We start from the raw sequence: 23,554 nt of genomic DNA on the forward strand, positions 1-23,554 counted from the left end.
GCTGCAAAACTGCGGTTCAGACGGCATTCTGTTTTAAAACATACGCTGCCATTTGCGGTTGAGCAGGAAGCCGTGTCCTGCCGAGTTGGTGCAGAGTACGCCGTTTTCAAGGCTGCCGCACTGCCAGCCTTTTCCTTTGGCGGTGTGTCCGTAGGCGAGGACGGGCGGATTCGGGCTGTACGGGTAGTCGCTGTAACAGCTCATATAGGCTTTCCCTTTGTTGTCGATGTTGAACACGTTGCCCCAGTCGAATCCGCATCCTTTGGGTTTCGGCATGGCGGGTTTGGTATTGTCGGTTTCGTGGATGAAGCAGGATACGCCGTGCCACGGTTCTCCGCCTTCCAGCGGTCCGGTGTCGCCGCCGCAGACGATGTTGCCGCTCGGGGTTTGGAAGTTGACGGTAAAAACGCCGTCGGGCGCATCGGCGCGTGCCGAAGCAAAGGCGGCTGCGGAGATGAGGATGAGGAGGTTGTTCGACCGCATCGTTTTATCCTTCGGACGGCGGTTGGGACGGTGAGGGGGCGGTTTGCCCGGTTTGCGCGGCAAACTCCGCCAGCGTTATCTCTAAAGATTGAAGGCAGGGTTGCACCAGCCTGCCGACGGCTTGTCCGACGGGGTTTTGATTGGCGGCGGAAGGACGGTACACAAAGCGTTTGAAGAGTGTGTCTAATTTAATGGCATCCGCCCCTGTTTTTAAAACCCAGCCCTGCCGCCCGGAATAAACATAACCGTAGTGCGCCAGTTTGTCCAAGAGCGCGCCCAACTCGTCGTAGCCCATACCGATGTGCCGTCTGAACTGCCGGACCCGCAGGGCTTTGCCGCGTTTTTGCGCCGCGTCGAGCAAGAGTAAAATGTCCAACACATCGTCAAAGCCGCCGCGCGCGTCCGCATTTTTCCGAAACGCCCCGCCCTGCCAATACGACAGGGAGGCCGTCAGCACCGCCCCGCCCAAGACCAGCGTCCACAACAGGTTCAGCCACAACAGGAAAAACGGCACGGCGGCAAACGTGCCGTAAATCGAGCGGTAGCCGTCGAAACTGCCCATATACCACACAAAAAGCGCGCGCGCGCACCACAGGCACAAAGCCGTCGCCGCCGCCCCGATCAAAGCGTGCCGCGCGGGTACGAAACGGTTGGGGACAAAGCAGTACAGCCCCCACAACAGCAGCACCGTTCCCAACGGCATCGCCAGCGGGCGCAACAGCCACGATTCCCCCCATCCCGCCGTCAGCGAGATGCCCACGCCCAAAAACAGCGGCCCGCAGGTCAGCAGGGTCCAATAAACGAGGAACTGCATCATCCAAGGACGCTGCGCGCCGACGCGCCAAATGCGGTTAAACGCCTGGTCTATCGTCCGAACCAGCATCAGCGACGTGACGAACAGCATCACGCTGCCGATGGCGGTCAGGCTGCCTGCCTGCCGGCGGAAAGCGTCGAGGTAATCCAGCACCTTGTCCGCCCCTTGCGGCACGACGGTTTGTTTGATGAAGGACACAAACGCCCCCGACCAGTTCTCAAATACCGGAAAGACCGAAACCGCCGCCACCGTTACCGTCAGCACCGGCACCAAAGCCAGCAGCGTGGTAAACGTCATACTCGCCGCCGCCTGAGGTACGCGCTCTTCGCTGAAACGGCGGGCGACAAACAGCAGGAAGGCCACGCCGCCGTTTTCCATACCTTTTTGCCAATACTTTGAAAATACCGTCATTTTTATATGCCTGTACCGAACGGAAAGCACAGATTGTAACCGAAACCGCCGCCGTCCCCAAATCCGGCATCCGTTGCGCCGCAGGTGCGGGGCCGGATGAAAACAAGCCGAAGCCTTTGCTGGCGCATCGCTTATGGGGGCTTTGTTTTCAAATGCCGTCTACAAAATGAATAAGCCCCCGATTTTTTTATTTTGACGGCGTTTCAATACTGAAAAATAATTGCCTTTTCCTCGGCAAATAGTCGGAATCGGCGGATGGTTCAGACGCAGCCTTTATTTTTTCCCAATATCGGCAAGGTCTTGGCCGGTTGGGGGCGGCGCATCGTGATGCGTCAAATTCCGCGAACAGGCTGTTTTTCGGAGATTTCAAGCCGCGCCGTTTCCCGGCCGGATGCCGCGGCGGTTTCAGACGGCATCGGCGGCGGTACGCAGTCCGCATTCGGAGTTTGTTATAATCCGATTTTTCCAACTTCGCGGTTCGCAAACCTCCCGCGTTACCAAAACTAGGATTCGATATGTCAAACCAAAAAGCCTTGGTCATCTTTTCGGGCGGTCAGGATTCGACCACCTGCCTGATTCAGGCAATCCAAACCTACGGGCGCGAAAACGTCCAAGCCATCACTTTCCAATACGGGCAACGCCATGCCGTCGAGCTGGAACGCGCCCGCTGGATTGCACAGGATTTGGGCATCAAACAAACCGTACTCGACTTGAGCCTGATGCGGCAGATTACGCACAATGCCCTGATGGACGAAGCCGCCTCCATCGAAACTGCCGAAAACGGCGTTCCGAATACCTTTGTAGACGGCCGCAACGCGCTTTTCCTGCTCTACGCCGCGATTTACGCCAAAGGGCAGGGGATACGGCACATCATCGCAGGCGTGTGCGAAACCGACTTCTCCGGCTATCCCGACTGCCGCGACGTGTTCGTCAAATCCATGAACGTTACCCTTAATCTGGCGATGGACTATGATTTCCAAATCCACACGCCGCTGATGTACCTGACCAAGGCGCAAACTTGGGCGTTGGCGGATGAAATGGGCGCGCTGGACTACATCCGCGAGCAGACCCACACCTGCTACAACGGCATCGTCGGCGGCTGCCACGAATGCCCGAGCTGCGTGTTGCGCGAGCGCGGATTGGCGGAATATTTGGAAAGTAAAAAGGCCGTCTGAAAATACAACCATTATCCGATACAAGCCTTATCATGCCCAAACTTTATATGTTCTATCTCGGCGGTAACGCAGGCCGCTCCAATATCGAAGTGCACGACATCCAATTTGCCGTGTGCGACGACTACCGCGAAGCCGTCCCCGCACTCAAAGCCGCATGGTTCGGCGATGCGGACAAAATCCACATCGACGGTTGGCAGGTTGTCGAATGGGCGGACGGTTACGACATCGCCGTATCCGAAATGCCCAAAACGGAAATGCCGTCTGAACACGCCCCGCGCCTGTATTTTGCCAATGTCGGCGGTTATCGCGCGGGGCAGCTTGCCGAGGCGCACGCGTTCGGGCTGTTCGCCGCCGCCACGCCTGCCGAAGCCAAACAAAAAGCCCTGCAAACCCTGTTGACCGACAGCTATGTTCAGCAGCATAAAGACAACTTAAAAGACGTGGACAACCTGCTTGCGCTCGACCGCATCGGCAATTTCCATATCCGCCTGACCCCGAATCCGCATGGCAAGCCTGCCGAAATCGGCTTTCAGGGCTATTTACCGATTTAAAGTACCCACCATGAAAATTACCAAGATATTTACCTTCGACTCCTCGCATATGCTCGACGGGCATGACGGCAAATGCCAAAACCTGCACGGGCATACCTACAAACTCGAAATCACCGTTTCAGACGACATCGTCAGGGGCGGGCCGAAAGACGGTATGGTGATGGATTTCACCGACCTTAAAGCCATTGTGAAACAATATATTACCGACCCTTTCGACCACGCGTTTATCTACCACGGCGGCAACGGGCGCGAATGCCAAATCGCCGCGCTCTTGGAGGGCTGGAACATGAAAACCCTGTGCCTGCCCTGCCGCACCACTGCCGAAAATATGGCGGTCGAAATGTACGACCGTTTGAAAAACGCGGGGCTGAACGTGTGCAGCGTCAAATTGTGGGAAACGCCGACATCGTGTGCGGAGTATGGAGGGGGGTAGGGGATAGTTTGAACGTATCGATATAGTGAATTTGAATACAACTTGCCCTAAGCCGGCATTCCCGCGCAGGCGGGAATCCAGACCTTGATTTATCAGGAATATTTAAAAATTGCAGCAATTCCAACTCTCTGGATTCCCGCCTGCGCGGGAATGACGATGTGGGGCGTCCTTATTTGAATCTGCTTTATAGTGGATTAAATTTAAACCAGTACAGCGTTGCCTCGCCTTAGCTCAAAGAGAACGATTCTCTAAGGTGCTCAAGCACCAAGTGAATCGGTTCCGTACTATTTGTACTGTCTGCGGCTTCGTCGCCTTGTCCTGATTTTTGTTAATCCACTAGTGGTACAAAATTCAAGATAGATTTCAAAGGGAGAGTTAATATTGTTAATTAAAAAAATAATTTTATGGGTAGTTATGACTTTATTTTGGATTTTCATTTTTTATCCAAATGAGAAGGAATTATCAACAAAACGATTTATTTTTGAGAAGTCATACAGTTATAATTCTGGCATACCATTTAACTATTTCTTAATAGATAAAAATCAGAATTCCATTATTTATTTCTTTATTAATAACTATATAGAAGAGGGTAACTTTATTTATTTTTCATATATTGATGGAGGTATTGTGCATGATTTCTGCTATACAAATAAAAAGTTAAAGCTATTACGTATTAACAAACTAACTGATAGTATAGAAAATGCTCAAATAAATAAGCACCAAATAGTTTTTGATAAAATTAATAAAATAAAATACAGTGATTTAACATGGTTGCAAAGTGAATATAATAGATGCAAGTAAATTTCTGTATTGATTATTTATTGGAAAAATTGCATTGTTTACACTTTTTTCATGCTGATCAGTGCACAGGTAGGGGGCGTGCTGGGGCAGAATGCGGTGGAGAATAATGCCCTAGACCGTTTGGACGGATTCACACCCGGCGAACGAAGCCTGAGAGCCAGAGCAGATAAGATCTACCAATATACCGTAAAACGGTTTTTTCTCCTGCACGGATTCCCCGTCTTTTCAAACGGCATTCCATCTCAAACGTACCCATTAAAAGGAACACCCATGAAACTCCTCTCCACCATTCTCGTTCTCCTCGTCGCCGCCGAACATTTCTACATCGCCTGGCTTGAAATGACACAGATTCCCAGCGAAAAAGCGGCGGAAATATTCAAGCTGCCTTATGAATTTATGGAACAAAAGCGCGTGCAGACCCTGTTTGGCAACCAAGGGCTGTACAACGGCTTTCTTGCCGTCGGGCTTTTGTGGGCGCAGTTTGCCGCGCCGGATAACGCCGTGTACGGCGCGACAGTACTGTTTCTCGGCTTCGTCCTGATTGCCGCCGCGTGGGGCGCGTTCTCTTCCGGCAACAAAGGCATACTCGTCAAACAAGGTTTGCCCGCATTTTTGGCAGCGGCGGCGGTGTTGGCGGTATGAAAAAAATCAGCGTCGCCCCCGAAAATCCCCAATACCGCATCGTCGAAATTTTTGAGAGCCTGCAAGGCGAGGGCTGGAACACGGGCATGCCTGCCGTTTTCGTCCGCTTGGGCAAATGCAACCTCGCCTGCGGCTGGTGTGATACCGATTATTTGACATTCAGCATGATGAGCCTGTCCGACATCTTAGGCCGTCTGAAAGCCTATGCCGCCCGCAATATCATCATTACCGGCGGCGAGCCGACCATCCAGCCGCATCTCGATGCGCTGCTGGACACGCTCAAGGCGGAAGGCTATTTCCTCTGTCTCGAAACCAACGGACTCAATCCTGCACCGCCGCAAATCGACTATGTCGCCACCAGCCCTAAAGCCTACTATGCCGCCAAATACGAAAAAAGCTGTATCGAAACAGCCGACGAAGTGCGGATTGTTGCCGACGGCGATGTCGTCGGGTTCTGCGAAAATATGGAACGCAAAATCCGTGCGCGCCATTACTACCTTTCGCCCTGCGAACAAGACGGTGCGATGAACATCTACGACACCATCCGCCAAATCGGTATTCTGAACAGCCGCCCCGACGCGCCCGTCCATTGGCAGTTGAGCGTGCAGACGCATAAATGGGCGGGGATAGAGTAGTTTAAGCAGTGTAACTCAAAGGGCCGGCTTACCGTTTTGCCGATGTTTGACATACGGGGAAAGTGTGCCGCTTCCGCGTGAAACTGCCGGTATTTCCGCTGCCTGATTGGGGGCGGAGCCTTACTGAATAAGATGCCGTCGTTGGGTACAAGCCCGGCTTCCTAAATTCCGATGGTCTTTTGAACCTTGCCGATACTCTGTGCCAGTGCGCGCAAATGGCAGGGTTAGGGAAAACAAAATGCCGTCTGAAACAGCATTCTGTTTCAGACGGCATTTTTCTGTTGCCGCCAAAAGGAAAAACCGCTCCGGCAATTTATGCCGAGGCGGTTTGGATTTGGTCGGAATGAGAGGATTCGAACCTCCGACCCCTTCGTCCCGAACGAAGTGCGCTACCGGGCTGCGCTACATTCCGAATTAAGTAAGGCGTGATTATAGCGCAAAAAATACGGCGTGCCTATACCGTTTTGCCTTTTTGCCGCGTGTCGGGCGGATTTAAAGGGCTGTGTTTGAATACAGTGTTGATAAGCATCCTTATCTCCAAGTAATTCAATAAGATAACTTTCTACCTGACCGAAAAAAATCATTGCCTTTCCCTGACAAACGGTTGAAATCGGCAGATTGTTGAAACGCAGCCGATTTAAAAGGCCTCTCCGACTTTTACGCCGTCCGCTGTATCCTGCGGCGAGGCAAGGCCGGCAACGAAGGCTTGCGCCGCTTGGAAATCCGCCGTCTGCATCATGGCTTGTGCTGCCTCATGGCCGAGCGAGTTTTCCATGTATTGCCAACGTCCGGCCAAATCCGGGTTGTCGGGAATGGTGAAACCGTCGCGCAATTCATCGACCAAGTCGGGACGGTTGCAGACCAATATGATGTCGCAACCTGCTTCAAACGACAGTCGGGCGCGTTCTTTGATACCGCCAGCCCCGCACGCGCCTTCCATGGTCAAATCGTCAGAGAAAATCACGCCTTTGAATCCGATATCGCGGCGCAAAATTTGTTTGAGCCAGATTTCGGAAAACCCTGCGGGCTTGGCATCCACTTGCGGATAAACGACGTGGGCGGGCATAACCGCTGCCATACCTTCGCGGCTCATAATGCGGAAAGGGATAAGGTCGGCGGTTTCGAGTTCGTCGAGGCTGCGCCCGTCTTCCGGCAAGACCAGATGGCTGTCTCCTTCGACAAATCCGTGTCCGGGAAAATGTTTGCCGCATGATTTCATGCCGCCTTTTTCCAAACCTTTTTGAAGGGCGAGGGCGAGGCGGGCGACCGCTTCGGGATTGCGGTGGAAACTGCGGTTGCCGATGACGGGGCAGTTTCCCCAGTCCAAATCTAAGACGGGAGTGAAGGACAAATCGATGCCGCAGGCGGAAAGCTCGGTTGCCAAAACCCGGCCGACTTGTCCGGCGGCGGTTTCGGCGGCGGACGCGCCGTCTTTGTCCCAAATCTCGCCGAGCGTACTCATTGCGGGCAGGCGGGTGAAGCCTTCGATGAAACGTTGCACCCTGCCGCCTTCGTGATCGACGGCGATAATGAGTTCGGGTGTGCGCAGGGCTTTGATTTCGGCGGTGAGTGTTTTGAGCTGTTCGATGTTTTGGAAGTTGCGGCGGAACAGGATGATGCCGCCGATTGCGGGGTCGAGCAGGCGTTGTTTTTCTTCTCTGGTCAGGCGGAAGGCGGCAATGTCTGCCATGACGGGGCCGCGCGGAATATGGGGGACGGTCATTGCGGTTTGCTCCAAAAAGCTTCAGACGGCATATGCCGTCTGAACAGGGAAAGGGGTCAGGCGTTGGCGCGTTTTTTGTCTTTCAACAGAAAAATCAGCACTGCCAATACAATGCCGGTCGTGCCAAAGCCCAACAGCGCGGATTTTGTCAGACCCAATGCGAGGTAGCCCGATGCGGCGGCGGCGGCAACGGTTAAGGCGTAAGGCAGTTGCGAGGTAACGTGGTCGATGTGGTTGCAGCGCGCGCCTGTGGACGACAGGATGGTCGTGTCGGAGATGGGCGAGCAGTGGTCGCCGCATACCGCCCCCGCCATTACTGCGGACATACACGGGATAATCAGCGCGGGTTCGACTTTGACCGCCATGGCGGCGGCAATCGGCAGCATAATGCCGAACGTCCCCCAGCTTGTGCCTGTGGCAAACGCCATCACGCTGGCGAGCAGGAAGAGGATGACGGGCAGGAAGCCGGGATGGATGTTGCCCGCAACCAGTGTGGAGAGGTAATCGCCGGTGTGCATTTCGCCGACAACCGTACTGATGAGCCAAGCGAGGATTAAAATGGCGATTGCGCCGAACATAGATTTCGCACCCTGCCAAACGGCTTTGGGATAGTCGGCGGTTTTAATCGTGCCGAGCGTGCAGAGAACGACGGCAAGGACGCCGCAAGTGCCGCCGAATACCAGCGAAGTGTTCACGTCGGTATTTTCAAATGCCCCCAAAATGCTGAAGGTTTCGCTTGCCTGTGCACCGGTGTAGATCATGGCGGAAACCGTTGAGGCGATTAAGGCCAAAACGGGAATAATCAATGCGTAAACCCTGCCCCAGCTGCCGTCTGAAACGGCAGTTTCATCGTGGGCTTCGTTCAACGCGGCTTGTTCGAAACGTGCCATCGAGCCGATGTCGAAGGAGAACCATGCGACGACGAACACCATAATCAGGGCAAACAGTGCGTAATAGTTCATCAGGCTCATGGCGACAAACGTCCCCATCGGCGTGTATTCGGTGATTTTGTAGGTAACGAGCAGTCCGGCAAGCGTGGCGATAATCGACGCGCCCCAGCTTGAAACGGGCATCAGCACGCACATAGGCGCGGCAGTGGAGTCGAGGATGTAGGCGAGTTTGGCGCGGGAAACTTTAAACTTGTCGGTAACGGGGCGGGCAATCGCACCGACGGCGAGACTGTGGAAATAGTCGTCGATAAAGGTTACGAACACGAGGCAGGCGGTCAGCATTTTCGCGCCGCGCCGGTTTTTAATGTGCCGTTTTGCCCAGTCGGCAAACGCCTGATTGCTGCCGGAGTAGGTCAGCAGGGAAGTGAAAATGCCCAAAAGTATCAGGAAAACCAAGATTTTTGGTTTGCCCAGCGACCAATCGCCGTCTGCCCAAGCCAAGCCGACGACCATGTCTTTCAGGTGTGCCAGACCGTCGACGGGGTTGCCGCCGACCAAAAAGGCAACGCCGACCAGAATACCGATGCCTAAAGACAGCAGTACGCGGCGGGTAATGACGGCAAGTGCCAGTGCCAAAAAGGGTGGCACAACCGAGAAAAATGAATGTGAATAGTCGATCAGCTGCATGGTTATGGGGGTGTTAAGCGTCCGGATGGGAGCGTATCTGTCCGCCTCCGGTTTGGGTTTTGTTGGCAAAATGGGCGGAAATATTTTTTGTCGTAAAAAATATTTGTTTAAAATCAACCAACTGATTTTTGTAAAATGCCCGTTAATCGGTATTGACGGGCATTTTATCATTTAAAAAATATTTTGGTTAAATTATGTGGGTTATTGCAGGTTTAATGCGATAAACAGTGTGTTGCCACGGCGCATGACCAGCAGGGGGACGTTTTTGCCTGCCTTGTCCATAGCTTTGCGGAAACCGTCTTCGTCATTGACGGGGACTTGCCCGACGGCAAGAATTTCGTCGCCGCGCCTCAAGCCTGCGCGTTCTGCCGTATCGGAAACCCGTACGACGACGAGGTGTCCGCCGCTGCTGTCGGTATGTGTCTGAAGGGTAATGCCTGCGGATTCGACCGAGAACGTACCGGATTGCTGTTCGGTGTAGGGGGCTTCATCTGTTTTGGATGATGCGCCGGTATGCTCGGCGGCGTTGCCCAGCTTAACTTTGATTGTGATTTCTTCGCCTTTGCGCCATACGCCGAGGCTGACTTCTTTTCCCGGTGTAATGGCGCCGACCATGACGGGAAGGTCTCCGGAAGAACGTATTTCTCCGCCGTCGAGGCTGAGGACGATGTCGCCCGCCTGAAGACCGGCACGTTCTGCGGGGCTGCCGGGCAGGACTTTGGCAATCAGTGCGCCGCCGGCTTTGTCCAAACCGAACGATTGTGCCAAACCGTAGGATACTTCTTGAATAATCACGCCCAGTTGTCCGCGTTGGACTTTGCCGGTGTTTTTCAGCTGTTCGGCAACATTCATGGCAACGTCAATCGGGATGGCGAAGGAAATGCCCATAAATCCGCCGCTGCGGCTGTATATTTGCGAGTTGATGCCGACGACCTGTCCTTTTAAGTTGAACAGCGGACCGCCGGAGTTGCCCGGATTGATGGCAACGTCGGTTTGGATGAAAGGTGTGTAGCTTTCATTGGGCAGGCTTCTGCCTTTGGCGGAGACGATGCCGGAAGTAACGCTGTTGTCGAAGCCGAAGGGCGCACCGATGGCGGCGACCCATTCGCCCGGTTTCAAATCTTTGGGATTGCCGATTTTGACGACGGGCAGCTCTTCCGTTGCATCGATTTTCAGAAGGGCGACATCGGATTGGACATCCGAACCGATGAGCTTGGCGGTATATTCGCGCTTGTCGTTAAGCAGGACTTTGATACTGCCCATGCCGGTAACGACGTGCGTATTGGTCAGGATGTAGCCGTCTTTGCTGATGATGAAGCCCGAACCGAAGTTCAATCCGCCGTCATCGGATTCTTCTTGGGGGATTTCGGGCATATTCGGGACGAGGCGTTTGAAAAATTCGTAGAAGGGATCGTTGTCGGCAATCGGGTCGGAATCGTTTTCGGCATTGCCGCTGCCGTTTTGGGTGCGCGGGGCGGGAGCTGCCTGAATATTGACGACTGCCGGACCTTCGCTTTGAACCAGTTGGGCAAAGTCGGGCAGCAGCATACTGACGCTGCCGTCGTCTTTGGTGTGTTCGATGCGTTCTACGAAGGATGCTTCTTTTTTGTCCGCACCGAAAAAGCTGCCTGCCTTGTCGCAGCCTGCCAGCGAGGCGGTACACAGTGCTGCCAAAGCGAGGTATTGGTATTTTTTGAACACGTTTCGTCCTTTGTGTTGTGCCGATATTGACTTCAATGCCGTCTGAAGCGCATTTTGTCGGCTTCAGACGGCATAGGTTGAAATTCTACAACGTCCGTCCGAATTTTCAAGCATTTCATTTTGAAGGGCGGCGGCGGTCAGGCTTTGGCGGGATATTCGCACAAATCGTTGATGATGCAGGTTTGGCATTGCGGTTTGAGTGCCTTGCAGGTGTAGCGTCCGTGCAAAATCAGCCAGTGGTGCGCGTCCATCAGAAATTCTTTAGGAATGAAGCGCATCAGTTTGTCTTCGACTTCGCGCACATCTTTCCCGGGGGCGATTTTGGTTCGGTTGGACACGCGGAAAATATGCGTATCGACCGCCATAACGGGGTGTCCGAACGCCGTGTTCAATACCACGTTTGCCGTTTTGCGCCCCACGCCCGGCAACGATTCCAAAGCCTCGCGGTCTTCCGGCACTTCGCCGTTGTATTTTTCCAGCAGGATGCGGCAGGTCTGCATGATGTGCTTGGACTTGGTTTTATACAGCCCGATGGTTTTTGTGTATTCCATCACGCCGTCCAAGCCCAAATCCAGCATCGCCTGCGGCGTATCGGCAACCGGAAACAGTTTCGCCGTCGCCTTGTTCACGCCGACGTCGGTCGCCTGCGCCGAAAGCAGAACGGCGATTAAAAGCTCGAAAGGGGAGTTGAAATTCAGCTCGGTGGTCGGATGGGGGTTGGCGGCGCGGAAGCGTTCGAAAATTTCTTGGCGGATGTGTCTGTTCATTTTTTTATACGGTGGGTTTGTGTGTTCGGCATTATAACGTATGGTTCAGGCGGCGTAATATTGCATTCCCCACAGAATGAAGGCGTAACGCGCCGTTTTGCCGATAACCAGCATCAGCCCGCTTGTCCACGGATTCAACCGCAGCCAGCCAGCGGCAAGCGGCAGTGCGTCGCCGACGACGGGCAGCCACGCAAACGGAAGCAGCCAAATACCGAAACGCCGCATCAGATTCAGTGTTTTTTCAGACGGCATTTTTCGGGAGGGCAGCAAACGCCCCATCCAATAGGAAACCATACTGCCCAATCCGTTGGCAAGGCCGGTGCACAGCAACGCGCCGTATGCATGTTCGGAAAAGCGGTGGACGAACAGGGCAAAGGCGGCTTCCGATGTGCCGGGCAGGAGGGTGGCGGAAGTGAAGGCGGAAAAGGCGAGTGCGGCGTAGGCGGAAAAAACGGTCATGTACGGTTTGTGATAAATCAAAATGAGGATTGAAAAAATACAGCGTCGGCGTGCTTGTCGGGATAATAGCGGATGTTGTCCGGCAAGGATATGCCGACGGCTTGCAAATTTGTGAAATGTCAGTATGATTCACGCCGCCCTTGAAGAATGTCAATTTTTGCCGTCCGAACCGTGTAATGTATTCCAATAAAATGAAAGGCAAATCATGTCTGCGCAATCACAAAACAACCATACGTCCCCGTTGGTCGTCTTGACCACGCTGTTCTTCATGATGGGTTTTATTACCTGCATGAACGACATCCTTATCCCTCATTTGAAAGAAATTTTCGACCTGACTTACGTTCAGGCGATGCTGGTTCAATTTTGCTTTTTTACCGCCTATGCGGTGATGTCGATTCCCATGGGTGCGCTGGTGGGCAAAATCGGTTATAAAAACGGCGTTATCGGCGGCTTTCTGCTGACGGCGGTCGGATGCCTGTTGTTTTATCCTGCTGCGGGCAGCCATTCTTACGCGGTATTTTTGGGCGCGTTGTTTATTTTGGCTTCCGGCGTAACGCTGCTTCAGGTCGCCGGTAATCCTTATGTTACCCTGCTGGCGAAACCCGGCAAGGAATCGGCAACGCTGACGCTGGTTCAGGCGTTCAATTCTTTGGGTACGACCATTGCGCCTCAAATCGGCGCGTTCCTGATTCTGGCAGACGCAACCCAAACCGTCAGCAAGGCGGAACAGATTTCTTCCGTACAGATTCCCTATTTGGGACTGGCGGGGCTGCTGATTATCCTTGCCGTTTTCGTGAAAATGATCCGCCTGCCCGACGCGCAAAAAATTGCCGCCGAGGAAAGCGCGCATAACCACGACGGCAAAACCGGCGTATGGCAATACAAACATCTCATGTTCGGTGCGGCAGGCATTTTCTGCTACGTCGGTGCGGAAGTCTCCATCGGTTCGCTGATGGTCAACGTATTGGGTTATCTGAAAGGGCTGGACCATGCTTCCGCCGCCCATTATCTGTCGTTTTATTGGGGTGGCGCGATGGTTGGACGGTTCCTCGGTTCGGCAGTGATGGCGAAATTCGCCCCCAACCGTTATTTGGCGTTTAACGCATCGGCTGCGGTCGTACTGCTTGCCGTCGCGATGGCGACGGGCAGCGGCAATGCGGATGTGGCGATGTGGTCGCTGCTTGCCATCGGTTTTTTCAACTCGATTATGTTCCCGACGATTTTCTCTTTGGCAACCAAAGGATTGGGCAAATTCACCAACGCGGCTTCCGGTGTGCTGTGTACCGCGATTGTCGGCGGTGCGGTCGTGCCGGTGATTCAAGGTTGGGCGGCGGATACTTACACCCTGATGTCTTCGTTTGTCGTTTCCGTTATCTGTTACCTGTATATCGTGTTTTTTGCGGTGTACGGATATAGGGCGGACGAATAATCTTTTTCTTGAGAAATGCCGTCTGAACATCTTTCAGACGGCATTTTTGCGTACCGGTGTTTGCGGCGTGTGTGCCGAGGTTTTAATATAGTGGATTAACAAAAACCGGTACGGCGTTGCCTCGCCTTAGCTCAAAGAGAACGATTCTCTAAGGTGCTGAAGCACCAAGTGAATCGGTTCCGTACTATTTGTACTGTCTGCGGCTTCGTCGCCTTGTCCTGATTTTTGTTAATCCACTATATTTCCCGCCATCCCAAAAACGAAGAGCGGCAGGAATTTATCGGAAAAACAGCACCTCTCCGCCGTCATTCCCGCGAAAGCGGGAATCTAGGAACTCAAAGCTGCAAGAATTTATCAGAAACAACCGAGACTTAAAAAAACGGATTCCCGTCTGCGCGGGAATGACGGGACTTTAGGTTTTTGTTTTTCTGTTTTTGCGGGAATGACGAATTTATAGTGGATTAAATTTAATCCACTATACTTCAATTCATAAAAGTCTTATATGCCAACAAACAAAAAAATAAAAAATTATATTTCAAAAAAATTAATTTAAATCGAGAAAATTGCCGTTTTGTTTCTGCCCGGCTTTTGTAAAACGCTAAAATGCCGTCTGAAAACGTCGGGCGGATTCGGTATGGTGTGTTAGAATCCGTTAACTTTATATCAAATCGGGCAAAGAATCATGTTTGCTTTCAAATCCTTACTCGATATGCCGCGCGGTGAGGCACTTGCCGTCGTCGTCGCTCTGATTGCCGCGATGGGCTATACCATCATTTCATTGGAGTGGCTGCCGCATATGTCCATTATTGCCGCCATCGTCGTGCTGATTTTGTACGGCTTGGCGCGCGGTTTGAAATACAACGATATGCAGGCAGGGATGATAGGTGCGTTGAATCAGGGTATGGGCGCGATTTACCTGTTTTTCTTCATCGGGCTGATGGTCAGCGCGCTGATGATGAGCGGCGCGATTCCGACGCTGATGTATTACGGTTTCGGACTGATTTCCCCGACTTATTTTTATTTTTCCGCCTTCGCGCTGTGTTCCGTCATCGGCGTGTCCATCGGCAGCAGCCTGACCACCTGCGCTACGGTCGGCGTTGCCTTTATGGGGATGGCGGCGGCGTTTCAGGCCGATATGGCGATGACGGCGGGCGCGATTGTTTCGGGCGCATTTTTTGGCGACAAAATGTCCCCGCTCTCCGACACCACGGGCATTTCCGCGTCCATCGTCGGTATCGACCTGTTTGAGCACATCAAAAACATGATGTACACCACCATCCCCGCATGGCTCATCAGCGCGGCACTGATGCTTTGGCTTTTGCCGAATGTCGCCGCATACGATATGGGCAGCGTCGAATCCTTCCGCAGCCAGCTTGAAGCCACGGGATTGGTGCACGGCTATTCGCTGATTCCGTTTGCACTATTGGTCGTTTTGGCATTGATGCGCGTCAACGCCGTGGTCGCCATGCTCTTTACCGTCATGGTTGCCGTTGCGGTAACTTATCTGCACAGTACGCCCGATCTGCGTCAGCTCGGCGCGTGGTTTTACGGCGGCTACAAACTCGAAGGCGAAGCGTTTAAAGACATCGCCAAACTCATTTCGCGCGGCGGCTTGGAAAGTATGTTTTTCACGCAAACCATCGTGATTCTTGGGATGAGTTTGGGCGGGCTGCTGTTTGCGCTGGGCGCGATTCCTTCCCTGCTGGATGCCGTCCGCAGCTTTTTGACGAATGCCGGACGCGCGACGTTCAGCGTTGCCATGACTTCGGTCGGGGTCAATTTCCTGATTGGAGAGCAATATTTGAGCATCCTGCTTTCGGGAGAAACCTTCAAACCTGTTTACGACAGGCTCGGACTACATTCCCGAAACCTCTCGCGCACGCTCGAAGATGCGGGGACGGTTATCAACCCGCTCGTGCCGTGGAGCGTGTGCGGCGTATTTATCAGCCACGCCCTCGGCGTACCCGTTTGGGAATATCTGCCCTATGCCTTTTTCTGCTATTTGAGTTTGGCTTTGACGCTTCTGTTCGGCTGGACGGGGCTGACTTTGAGCAAAAAATAAGCGGATAAGCGAAATGCCGTCTGAACCTGTTTTCTGGTTTCAGACGGCATTTTTATGTTTGGCGGATGGGGCGGATTGAAACAGAAAACGCCCGTACCGTCATCCTAAACTGTGCAGAAAGTGCTGGCAGGCTCTGCTTACTTCACGCGTGTTGCCATCAGCGTATGCAGGCGGCGGTTGTCGGCGCGTGCGACGGTAAATTGCAGGCCGCCGATAATGACTTTTTCGCCGCGCACGGGCAGGTGCCCCAATTCCTGAATGACCAGGCCGCCGATGGTATCGGCTTCTTCGCTGCTGTATTCCGTGCCGAAGAAGGCGTTGATGTCTTCGATTTCGGTAGCCGCGTGGATGCGCCAGCGTTCGGAAGAAACGGCGTGGATATTATCGGCACTGTCGTCTTCGTCAAACTCGTCTTCGATTTCGCCGACGATTTGCTCGATGATGTCTTCAAAAGTAACCAGGCCGGATGTGCCGCCGTATTCGTCGATGACGATCGCCATATGGTTGCGCTGTTCGCGGAACTCTTTTAAAAGGGCGGTCAGCGATTTGCCTTCGGGGACGAAGACGGCGGGGCGCAATATCGATTTGAGGTGGAACTGCTCGGGGTTGAACATATATTTGAGCAGGTCTTTGGCGTGCAAAATGCCCAAAACTTCGTCTTTGTCCTCGCCGATGACGGGGAAGCGCGAATGGGCGGTATCGATGACGTAGGCGGTGATGCGTTCGATGCTGTCGTTTTCTTTTAAAACGTTCATACGGCTGCGCGTAATCATGGCATCGCGTACTTCCAAATCGGAAAAATCGAGGACTTTTTCCAACCTCAAAAGCGTATCCGCATCAAATACCTCCTGTTCGTGCGCCTGCCGAAGCAGGTTTAATACGTCTTCGGCGGAATCGGGTTCGCGGGCGAGTCGGGCAATCAGGCGTTCAAAAAAATTCGTTTTCGGTTGTGCGCCGTCCATTTTAATGTCCGTCCTCTCGGTAGGGGTTGGGATAGCCTGCCGCCCGCATCAGGCGGATTTCTTCGGCTTCCATTATTTCGGCTTCATCGTCTTCGATGTGGTCGTAGCCCATCAGGTGCAAAACGCCGTGTATGGTTAAGTGGGCAAAATGCCGTTCGGGCGTTTTGCCTTGTTCGGCGGCTTCTTTCAAAACCACTTGCGGGCAGATAATCAAATCGCCGTACAGTTTTTCCGAAACTTGGCAGGGCAGGGTTTCGCCTTCGTTGAGCGCGAAACTCAAGACATTGGTGGCGTAGTCTTTGCCCCGGTAGTCGCGGTTGTAGGCGCGGGCTGCTTCTTCGTCCAAAAGAATCAGGCCGATGTCGGCGCGGCGGTATTCGTTTTTCAAGGCAGACCACGCCCAGCGGTAAAAATCGCGTTCGCTCGGAAGGTTGGCGGCGGAAGAGGCGTTTTCAAAGTTCAGATGAAAACGTTGCCGCTGTAAGGATAAAAAAGGATATTGTTTGGCGCGTTTCATGTTGTCCGGAAAATTTGGTTTTTAGGCGTAAATATAACATATTCACCCTCATGCCGTCTGAAAAACCGCCCAAAATATGATAGACTTCATGCCGTTTTCCATCTTTCAGGCAACCATTATGAACCCGAAAAAACTCGTTATTGCCAGTCGCGAAAGCCTGCTTGCCATGTGGCAGGCAAAACATATCCAAGGCCGTCTGAAAGCCCTGTATCCCGATTGCGAAGTCGAGATTTTGGGCATGACCACGCGCGGCGACCGGATTTTGGACAGAACTTTGTCAAAAGTCGGCGGTAAAGGCTTGTTTGTCAAAGAGTTGGAACAAGCCCTTCAAGACGGGCGCGCCGATTTGGCGGTGCATTCGATTAAAGACGTACCGATGGATTTGCCTGAAGGTTTCGCGCTTGCAGCCATCGGCGAACGCGCCAATCCGTTTGACGCATTTGTGTCCAACCAATACGCGCGTTTGGAAGAAATGCCCAAAGGCGCCGTCGTAGGCACATCCAGCCTACGCCGCGAAGCCCAGTTGCGCGCGCGCTATCCGCATTTGCTTATCAAACCCCTGCGCGGCAATGTGCAAACCCGTTTGTCCAAACTCGATAACGGCGAATACGACGCGATTATCTTGGCCGCCGCCGGTTTGCAGCGTCTGGAATTGGATGAACGCATCCGCATGATTTTGTCGGAATCCGACAGCCTGCCTGCAGCCGGACAAGGCGCATTGGGTATTGAAATTGCAGCGCATCGCGAAGATTTGTACGAAGTCTTAAAGCCGTTAAACCACGATACCACACACGCCTGCGTTACGGCAGAACGCGCTTTGGCGCGCGCTTTGGGCGGAAGCTGCCAAGTGCCGCTGGCCGCATATTGCACGGAAGAAAACGGCTTGCTGACTTTGCGCGGACTGGTCGGACACCCCGACGGTTCGGTTGTGTTGCAGGCGGACGCGCAAGCCCCTGCCGAATATGCCGACGCGCTCGGACGCGCAGTCGCTAAGAAATTGGCGGACGACGGTGCGCAGGAATTGATTGAGGCGGTATTGAATACGGAAAATTGATTTTATCGAAAATTTATAGTGGATTAACAAAAATCAGGACAAGGCGACGAAGCCGCAGACAGTACAGATAGTACGACAAGGCGAGGCAACGCCGTACTGGTTTAAAGTTAATCCACTATACTGTGGCGTTCAAATTTTGAATTTGAGAATGATGATATTCGTATTTTTTATTTGAGTTCATCATATTGGGTTGATTTTATAGATGTTTTTAGCTTGTTTGAAATTGTTATAGTTTATTGTTTTTTAACAAAAAACAGATGCCGTCTGAACTGGTTAAGGTTCAGACGGCATTTTCATATGGCTGTGCTTTTACAGTACTTTCACGATGCTTTCGCACAGATAATCGATGTTGTCGTCGGTAATGCCTGCAACATTAATCCGGCCGGAGCGGACGGCATAAATGGCAAACTCGTTTTTCAAACGGTCAACTTGTTCGGGAGTCAGACCGCTGAAAGAGAACATGCCGTTTTGTTCGATAATGAAATCAAAGTTTTGGCTTGCACCTTTAGCTTTGAGCAACTCGACAAATTTTTGGCGCATGGCTTTGATGCGGTCGCGCATTTCATCGAGTTCGGCAATCCATTGGGCTTTCAAATCATCATTTTTCAACACCAGCGCAATGGTGTTCGCGCCGTGTGAAGCCGGATTGGAATACAAGGTACGGATGATGGTTTTGACTTGGCTGTGGGCGCGGGCAGCGGTTGCTTCGTCTTCGGCCACCAAAGTGAACGCGCCGACGCGCTCGTTGTACATACCGAAGTTTTTGGAATAAGAGCTGGCAATCAGCAATTCTGTATTGTGTTTCAAGAACACGCGCAAGCCGTAGGCATCTTCTTCCAGACCGTTGCCGAAGCCTTGGTAGGCAAAGTCAAACAGCGGCAGCCAGCCTTTTTCGGCAGAAAGTTTTGCCAGAGTTTCCCATTGTTCGGGCGTAGGGTCGATGCCGGTAGGGTTGTGGCAGCAGCCGTGCAGCAGGACGATGTCGCCTTTTTGCGCTTGGCTCAAGTCTTCAATCATACCGTCCCAATCCAAACCGTGTTTGGCGGCATCATAGTAGCGATAAGGTTTGTCTTGGATACCGACCGCTTTGGCGATGGCGTTGTGGTTTGGCCAAGTCGGATTGGAAATCCAGATGGTTTGCGCGTTCAACTGACGTTTGGCAAACTCGGTCGCAATACGCAATGCGCCTGTACCGCCAAGGCTTTGCGCTGTTTTGGCGCGGCGGCTGGCGATGATTTCGTGGTCTTTGCCGAACAGCAGGATTTGGGTTTGCTCGTTGTAGTCGGCAACGCCGTCGATGGTCAGGTAGTTTTTGGTGGTTTCGCTTTCCAACAGGCGTTTTTCAGCCTCTTTGACGGCTTTGACAATGGGTGTCGCGCCGGATGCGTCTTTGTACACGCCGATGCCGAGGTTGACTTTTTCGGGGCGGGTTTCGGCTTTGAACGCTTCGCCCAAACCGAGAATCGGATCGGCGGGGGCGGCTTCGATGTGCTTGAAGAACATAGCTTGCTCCTTGATGGGGACGGAAGGTCATTCGGGTTTGCCGATTTTACGCTGTTTTACACGGGCTGGAAACAGACGCAATCACGCCTGCCCGATATGGGCGAAGGTTTCCCAGTTTGACCGTATGTGTTCTGCAAGCAGGGGCAGGTCTTGTTCGGCGGCTTCGTAGTATGCGCCGTCCCATTCTTCAAAGTCGGGGAACTGTTTGCGCAGGGAAGGGATGTCCCGCCCTTCGTCGGCAAGCGTTTCGATGTTTTCGCCGTGTTGTTCGTAGAGGGCTTTGGCTTTGTCCAAGACTTTCGGCACGGCTTTGATTTTCCAGCGGCGCAGGCTGTCGGCAAGCGGGTTGCGGAAAATGTATTCGCCGTAGCCGGAGGCGATAAGCTGCACGAAGCCGCCTTCTTCGACTTGGCTGTCGAGGTAACAGAATGCGGTCAGCGTGTGCTGGTCGTCGGACAGGCAGGAGAGGGATTCGTCGCCGGTTTGGGTGGTGTGTTCGAGGTAGGCGGAAACGAGGGTGTAGAGCAGAACGGATGGCTCTTGTTGTTTGATGTTTTCAGGGAGGGTAAGCGCAGTCATGGTATGCCGTCTGAAAAGTGGGGATTATAGCGGATTGCGGCTTTGCGCCGAAAATATCCTTTAGCCTGCCGATGGCGTAAAATAGGCGTACACCAACCACGCAAAGGAAAATCAAATGGACAATCTGAATCCGCAGGAAATTTCCGTGTTGCCGGAAAATCTGCCGCTGTATTGCTCGGGGCCCGACAACGAGCAGTGGAACGGGCATCCGAGAGTGTTTTTGCCTTTGGGTGAAGGAGAATCGGGCAGCGTTTCTTGTCCGTATTGCGGCACGCGCTACCGCCTTGACGGCAAGATGCCGCATCATCACTACGCCTGAATGCAAACGACGGAAAAATGCCGTCTGAAGCCTTTTCCGGTTTCAGACGGCATTTGTTTGGCGGGGTGGGCTGTTCCGGCACCGAGATTCTGCCCGACGCGCCGCTCTGACGGGGAACGGCGGTTTCCGTTCCCCGCGTGCTGCCGCTATGGATGGCGGCGTTTCGCTTAGAGGAAGAAAATCATTGCCACGACGACGGCAATCACGCCGTAAATCGCCATCGGGATAACGGTTTTCTTGATAATCGCACCTTCGGAATTTTTCACGTCCAATACGGTACATACGGCGATGATGTTGTTGAGGCACACCATATTGCCCATCGCGCCGCCGACGGATTGCAACGCCAGAATCAGGGTAACGGACAGGCCGGTATCCAGTGCGATTTGCTGCTGAATCGGGCCGAAAGTCAGGTTGGACACGGTGTTGGAACCGGAGAAGAACGCACCGATCGCGCCCAGATACGGCGAGAAATAAACCCAGTGTTCGCCCGCCATTGCGGCAAATTCCTTACCGATGATTTTCACCATCGAATTGTCGCCGCCGACCAGCATCAGCTGAACCATAATCAGCGCGCCCATCAGGGCAAGCAGCGGTTTTTTGGTTTGATTGAAGGTTACGGCATAAATCGTCCAAGCATCTTTGAATTTGGTCTTATACAGCAGGATGCAGATCCAAACGGTAAAGACAAACGGAATCCAAGCCGGGACGTACAGCGTTTGGTAAGACGCGCTGACATCTTGTCCGAAAATATTGCCGAAGGTAATCGTCAGGGAGTCGCTGACGGTAATTTTGGACAAATCAAACGGCAGTTGGAAGCTGAACCATTCTTCTTTGCTGGTCAAAATGCCTTTGATGCCGATCTGTTTGATGCGCGTAACCACCAGCATGCCGATCAGCATACCCAAAGGGGCGAGTGCTTTGGCGACTTGGGCGAACGGCACTTTTTCGGCATTCGGGTCTTTGGCGTGGTCTTTGCTCAAGCCCCAGCCTTTATTAGCTGCAAATACGGAAAACATCAGACCGATTGCGCCGGCAACCAAAGAAGGAAATTCTTCGTTGACCATTGCCAATGCGACATAGGGAAGGGTACAGGAGAAAACGGCAATGGCGACGAAGCCCAAGTTTTTGCGGATTTCAGACCAAGGTACGATAAAACTCAAGCCGATGACGGGGATGACGAAACCTGCGAAGAAGTGCATCACGCCGGTCTGCCTGCCGATGGCGAGGATATCTTCGGCACTCAGGTTCAGCGGTGCAAAACCGAACCAAGTCGGCGTACCGACTGCGCCGAAAGAGACGGGGACGGAGTTCATCACCAAAGTGAAAATCGCCACTTTCAACGGATTGAAGCCCAAGCTCATCAGAATCGGCGCGGCAATCGCGGCAGGCGTGCCAAAGCCGGATGCGCCTTCAATCATAAAGGCAAACGACCAGCCGATAATCATCAGTTGCGCTACGGGGTTCGGGCTGATGGTCGCCAGCCATTTGCGGATGACATCGATGCAGCCCGTGGTTTCCATCATACGGTTGAACATAATCGCGCCGAAAATCACGGTAATCGGCGTGAGCGTTTTGACGAGGCCGGAAGCGGCGGTGGCGTTGAGCAGCATTCCCGCATCGCCGAAGTAGAAAAGTTTGATGGCGTAAATCAGCACTGCGGTAATCGGCAGCGCGATGTAGGAAGGCATACTGTTTTTTTTCACCATCAGCCAAATCAGCAGGACGATGGGGAATATGCTGAGGAAAAGTGCCATAACGAATCCTTTTTAGGCATTTGCATCATAAGGCGCGTTGAGGTTTGGAAAGACGTTCAAATCCCGCACACCCGATATTCTGGTTAAAAGATAAATTGGTAAGACCAATTATTATGCGTTTGCACACTTTACGTAATCTTATGTAATCGGTCAAGCATTTTATCGATAATGGCTATTAATGCGGGTTAAGGATGGTGATGATGCGGCGGAGGGAGTGTGGGAAAGGGGCGTGTAAAAAAAGCCGTCCGAAAGGCTTCAGACGGCATTTTCAGCATTTTTCCAGCGGCACGAATACCGCGCCGTCCCCGTCCACACGGAGGATTGAAGCATAGTCGTTATGCCAGTCGCCCAAAACGATGCGGGTAAAGCCGTTTTCGTGATGGATATGCTCGCGGTGGGTGTGCCCGTGTATCAGCCTTTCCGCGTTAAAGGCGCGAACCTGCCGCGTGGTAAAGGCGGCATTGACATCCATAATATCGGCGGGCTTGACCTGTTTTTCCATTTTGCTGACACGCCTGATTTTGGCGGCAAGGCGTGTGCGCCACTTCAGAGGCAGCATCAGGAACAGTTTTTGCAGCCGCTTCCGATGCACGATTTTGCGGAAACGTTGGTATGCCCTGTCATCCGTACACAGAGTGTCGCCGTGGCAGATGAGGGTTTTGCAGCCGAACAAGTCCAAAACCGAGTAATCCGGCAGTAGCGTCATGCCCGCACGCCGGCAAAAATCCTGACCGATCAGGAAGTCGCGGTTACCCCTGACAAAGAACACGGCAACGCCTTTGTCGGACAATTTCCTGATTTCACGCGCAACCGAAGTATTCAACTCGGAAACTTCGTCATCGCCCACCCAGAAATCAAACAAATCGCCCAAAATATAAACCGCCCGCGCCTGTCCGGCGGCGGAAGAACGTAAAAAACGCAGCAACAGCGCGGTCAGTTCGGGATGCTTTTCGCTCAAATGCAGGTCGGAAATGAAATAGGAGGGTCGCATAGGCAGGTTTCCAATCGGGCGGATGTAGTGGCGGATTATAACGCGCCCGGCGGCGGGGCAATACGGCAAATGCCGCGCCAAGCATCGGGCATTGGCGGAACTGGGGTTCGAGCGCGTTAAAAATGCCGTCTGAAGGCTTCAGACGGCATCGCGGGCGTAGGATGCGGTAAGGTTTTGCCGAAAAGATATGGGGTGGTGCGGCGAGATTTCCG

General features: G+C 53.0%; 23 protein-coding genes and 1 tRNA gene. 10 read left to right on the forward strand and 14 right to left on the reverse strand.

Annotation, left to right across the window (positions count from 1 at the left end; genetic code table 11):
* Positions 1-33: 33 nt before the first annotated feature.
* Together RDY34_RS02910 and RDY34_RS02915 are read right to left on the reverse strand one after the other, a co-directional pair.
* Positions 34-483 carry a DUF6636 domain-containing protein gene (locus tag RDY34_RS02910; protein WP_308073522.1) on the reverse strand — a complete coding sequence of 150 codons (450 nt, stop codon included), beginning with the start codon at positions 481-483 and terminating at the stop codon, positions 34-36.
* Between the two features lie 4 nt (positions 484-487).
* Entirely contained in the window at positions 488-1,708 is a 1,221-nt protein-coding gene (locus tag RDY34_RS02915; protein ID WP_003754276.1) for a YihY family inner membrane protein, read from the reverse strand.
* A gap of 515 nt (positions 1,709-2,223) precedes the next feature.
* Here RDY34_RS02915 and queC point away from each other — a divergent pair.
* From queC to RDY34_RS02945, 6 genes are all read left to right on the forward strand, one after another.
* A complete protein-coding gene (gene queC, locus RDY34_RS02920; RefSeq protein ID WP_025458053.1) occupies positions 2,224-2,883 on the forward strand; it encodes a 7-cyano-7-deazaguanine synthase QueC in 660 nt (219 codons plus the stop codon).
* A gap of 32 nt (positions 2,884-2,915) precedes the next feature.
* Positions 2,916-3,434 (forward strand): DUF1543 domain-containing protein, encoded by a 519-nt coding sequence (locus tag RDY34_RS02925; protein ID WP_308074388.1) that lies wholly within the window; start codon positions 2,916-2,918, stop codon positions 3,432-3,434.
* Positions 3,435-3,444: 10 nt separating this feature from the next.
* Entirely contained in the window at positions 3,445-3,867 is a 423-nt protein-coding gene (gene queD, locus RDY34_RS02930) for a 6-carboxytetrahydropterin synthase QueD (RefSeq protein WP_308074387.1), read from the forward strand.
* Positions 3,868-4,248: 381 nt separating this feature from the next.
* Complete coding sequence (locus RDY34_RS02935) at positions 4,249-4,668, forward strand: hypothetical protein (RefSeq protein WP_042508533.1); 420 nt, start codon at positions 4,249-4,251, stop codon at positions 4,666-4,668.
* A 270-nt stretch (positions 4,669-4,938) separates the two neighbouring features.
* Positions 4,939-5,310, forward strand: coding sequence for a DUF1304 domain-containing protein (locus RDY34_RS02940; protein ID WP_025456926.1), 372 nt, complete (start codon positions 4,939-4,941; stop codon positions 5,308-5,310).
* Positions 5,307-5,945 carry a 7-carboxy-7-deazaguanine synthase QueE gene (locus tag RDY34_RS02945; protein ID WP_003754295.1) on the forward strand — a complete coding sequence of 213 codons (639 nt, stop codon included), beginning with the start codon at positions 5,307-5,309 and terminating at the stop codon, positions 5,943-5,945. The genes RDY34_RS02940 and RDY34_RS02945 overlap by 4 nt, the downstream gene beginning before the upstream one ends.
* A 335-nt stretch (positions 5,946-6,280) precedes the next feature.
* On the opposite strand, the gene RDY34_RS02950 is transcribed toward RDY34_RS02945, so the two are convergent.
* The 6 genes from RDY34_RS02950 to RDY34_RS02975 form a co-directional block, all read right to left on the reverse strand.
* Positions 6,281-6,357 (reverse strand) — tRNA-Pro (locus RDY34_RS02950).
* 225 nt (positions 6,358-6,582) lie between these two features.
* The gene (gene nagZ / locus RDY34_RS02955; RefSeq protein WP_003754307.1) at positions 6,583-7,668 is read right to left on the reverse strand and encodes a beta-N-acetylhexosaminidase; all 1,086 of its coding nucleotides are present in this window, start codon (positions 7,666-7,668) and stop codon (positions 6,583-6,585) included.
* Between the two features lie 56 nt (positions 7,669-7,724).
* Positions 7,725-9,245, reverse strand: a complete 1,521-nt coding sequence (locus RDY34_RS02960; protein WP_003754308.1) for a Na+/H+ antiporter NhaC family protein — start codon at positions 9,243-9,245, stop codon at positions 7,725-7,727.
* A 201-nt stretch (positions 9,246-9,446) separates the two neighbouring features.
* Positions 9,447-10,946: a DegQ family serine endoprotease gene (locus RDY34_RS02965; protein WP_115437601.1), complete on the reverse strand. Its 1,500-nt coding sequence runs from the start codon at positions 10,944-10,946 to the stop codon at positions 9,447-9,449.
* Positions 10,947-11,083: 137 nt separating this feature from the next.
* Complete coding sequence (gene nth, locus RDY34_RS02970) at positions 11,084-11,713, reverse strand: endonuclease III (RefSeq protein ID WP_002217860.1); 630 nt, start codon at positions 11,711-11,713, stop codon at positions 11,084-11,086.
* A 45-nt stretch (positions 11,714-11,758) separates the two neighbouring features.
* Positions 11,759-12,172 (reverse strand): YqaA family protein, encoded by a 414-nt coding sequence (locus tag RDY34_RS02975; RefSeq protein WP_308074386.1) that lies wholly within the window; start codon positions 12,170-12,172, stop codon positions 11,759-11,761.
* A gap of 205 nt (positions 12,173-12,377) precedes the next feature.
* On the opposite strand from RDY34_RS02975, the gene RDY34_RS02980 reads away from it, so the two are divergent.
* Complete coding sequence (locus tag RDY34_RS02980; protein WP_308074385.1) at positions 12,378-13,601, forward strand: sugar MFS transporter; 1,224 nt, start codon at positions 12,378-12,380, stop codon at positions 13,599-13,601.
* A gap of 682 nt (positions 13,602-14,283) precedes the next feature.
* A complete protein-coding gene (gene nhaC / locus RDY34_RS02985) occupies positions 14,284-15,663 on the forward strand; it encodes a Na+/H+ antiporter NhaC (RefSeq protein WP_003753802.1) in 1,380 nt (459 codons plus the stop codon).
* A gap of 137 nt (positions 15,664-15,800) precedes the next feature.
* On the opposite strand, the gene RDY34_RS02990 is transcribed toward nhaC, so the two are convergent.
* Both RDY34_RS02990 and ybeY read right to left on the reverse strand, forming a co-directional pair.
* The gene (locus tag RDY34_RS02990) at positions 15,801-16,625 is read right to left on the reverse strand and encodes a CorC family transporter (RefSeq protein ID WP_115118472.1); all 825 of its coding nucleotides are present in this window, start codon (positions 16,623-16,625) and stop codon (positions 15,801-15,803) included.
* Between the two features lies 1 nt (position 16,626).
* Positions 16,627-17,142 carry an rRNA maturation RNase YbeY gene (gene ybeY, locus RDY34_RS02995; RefSeq protein WP_308184454.1) on the reverse strand — a complete coding sequence of 172 codons (516 nt, stop codon included), beginning with the start codon at positions 17,140-17,142 and terminating at the stop codon, positions 16,627-16,629.
* Positions 17,143-17,260: 118 nt separating this feature from the next.
* Here ybeY and hemC point away from each other — a divergent pair, with 118 nt between their 5' ends.
* Positions 17,261-18,196, forward strand: coding sequence for a hydroxymethylbilane synthase (gene hemC / locus RDY34_RS03000; RefSeq protein WP_308184455.1), 936 nt, complete (start codon positions 17,261-17,263; stop codon positions 18,194-18,196).
* Between the two features lie 309 nt (positions 18,197-18,505).
* On the opposite strand, the gene RDY34_RS03005 is transcribed toward hemC, so the two are convergent.
* Complete coding sequence (locus RDY34_RS03005; protein ID WP_308084756.1) at positions 18,506-19,699, reverse strand: amino acid aminotransferase; 1,194 nt, start codon at positions 19,697-19,699, stop codon at positions 18,506-18,508.
* 81 nt (positions 19,700-19,780) lie between these two features.
* Positions 19,781-20,278 carry a DMP19 family protein gene (locus RDY34_RS03010; protein ID WP_308084757.1) on the reverse strand — a complete coding sequence of 166 codons (498 nt, stop codon included), beginning with the start codon at positions 20,276-20,278 and terminating at the stop codon, positions 19,781-19,783.
* Positions 20,279-20,393: 115 nt separating this feature from the next.
* Between RDY34_RS03010 and RDY34_RS03015 the strand changes: the two genes are divergently transcribed.
* The gene (locus RDY34_RS03015; RefSeq protein ID WP_118816680.1) at positions 20,394-20,597 is read left to right on the forward strand and encodes a zinc-finger domain-containing protein; all 204 of its coding nucleotides are present in this window, start codon (positions 20,394-20,396) and stop codon (positions 20,595-20,597) included.
* A 167-nt stretch (positions 20,598-20,764) separates the two neighbouring features.
* Here the strand turns inward: RDY34_RS03015 and RDY34_RS03020 are convergent, their stop codons facing one another.
* Together RDY34_RS03020 and lpxH are read right to left on the reverse strand one after the other, a co-directional pair.
* Positions 20,765-22,351 (reverse strand): L-lactate permease, encoded by a 1,587-nt coding sequence (locus RDY34_RS03020; protein ID WP_308073516.1) that lies wholly within the window; start codon positions 22,349-22,351, stop codon positions 20,765-20,767.
* 268 nt (positions 22,352-22,619) lie between these two features.
* Positions 22,620-23,342: a UDP-2,3-diacylglucosamine diphosphatase gene (gene lpxH, locus RDY34_RS03025; protein ID WP_301667058.1), complete on the reverse strand. Its 723-nt coding sequence runs from the start codon at positions 23,340-23,342 to the stop codon at positions 22,620-22,622.
* Between the last annotated feature and the right edge of the window lie 212 nt (positions 23,343-23,554).

Source organism: Neisseria polysaccharea, assembly GCF_963392925.1.
GTDB lineage: Bacteria > Pseudomonadota > Gammaproteobacteria > Burkholderiales > Neisseriaceae > Neisseria > Neisseria polysaccharea.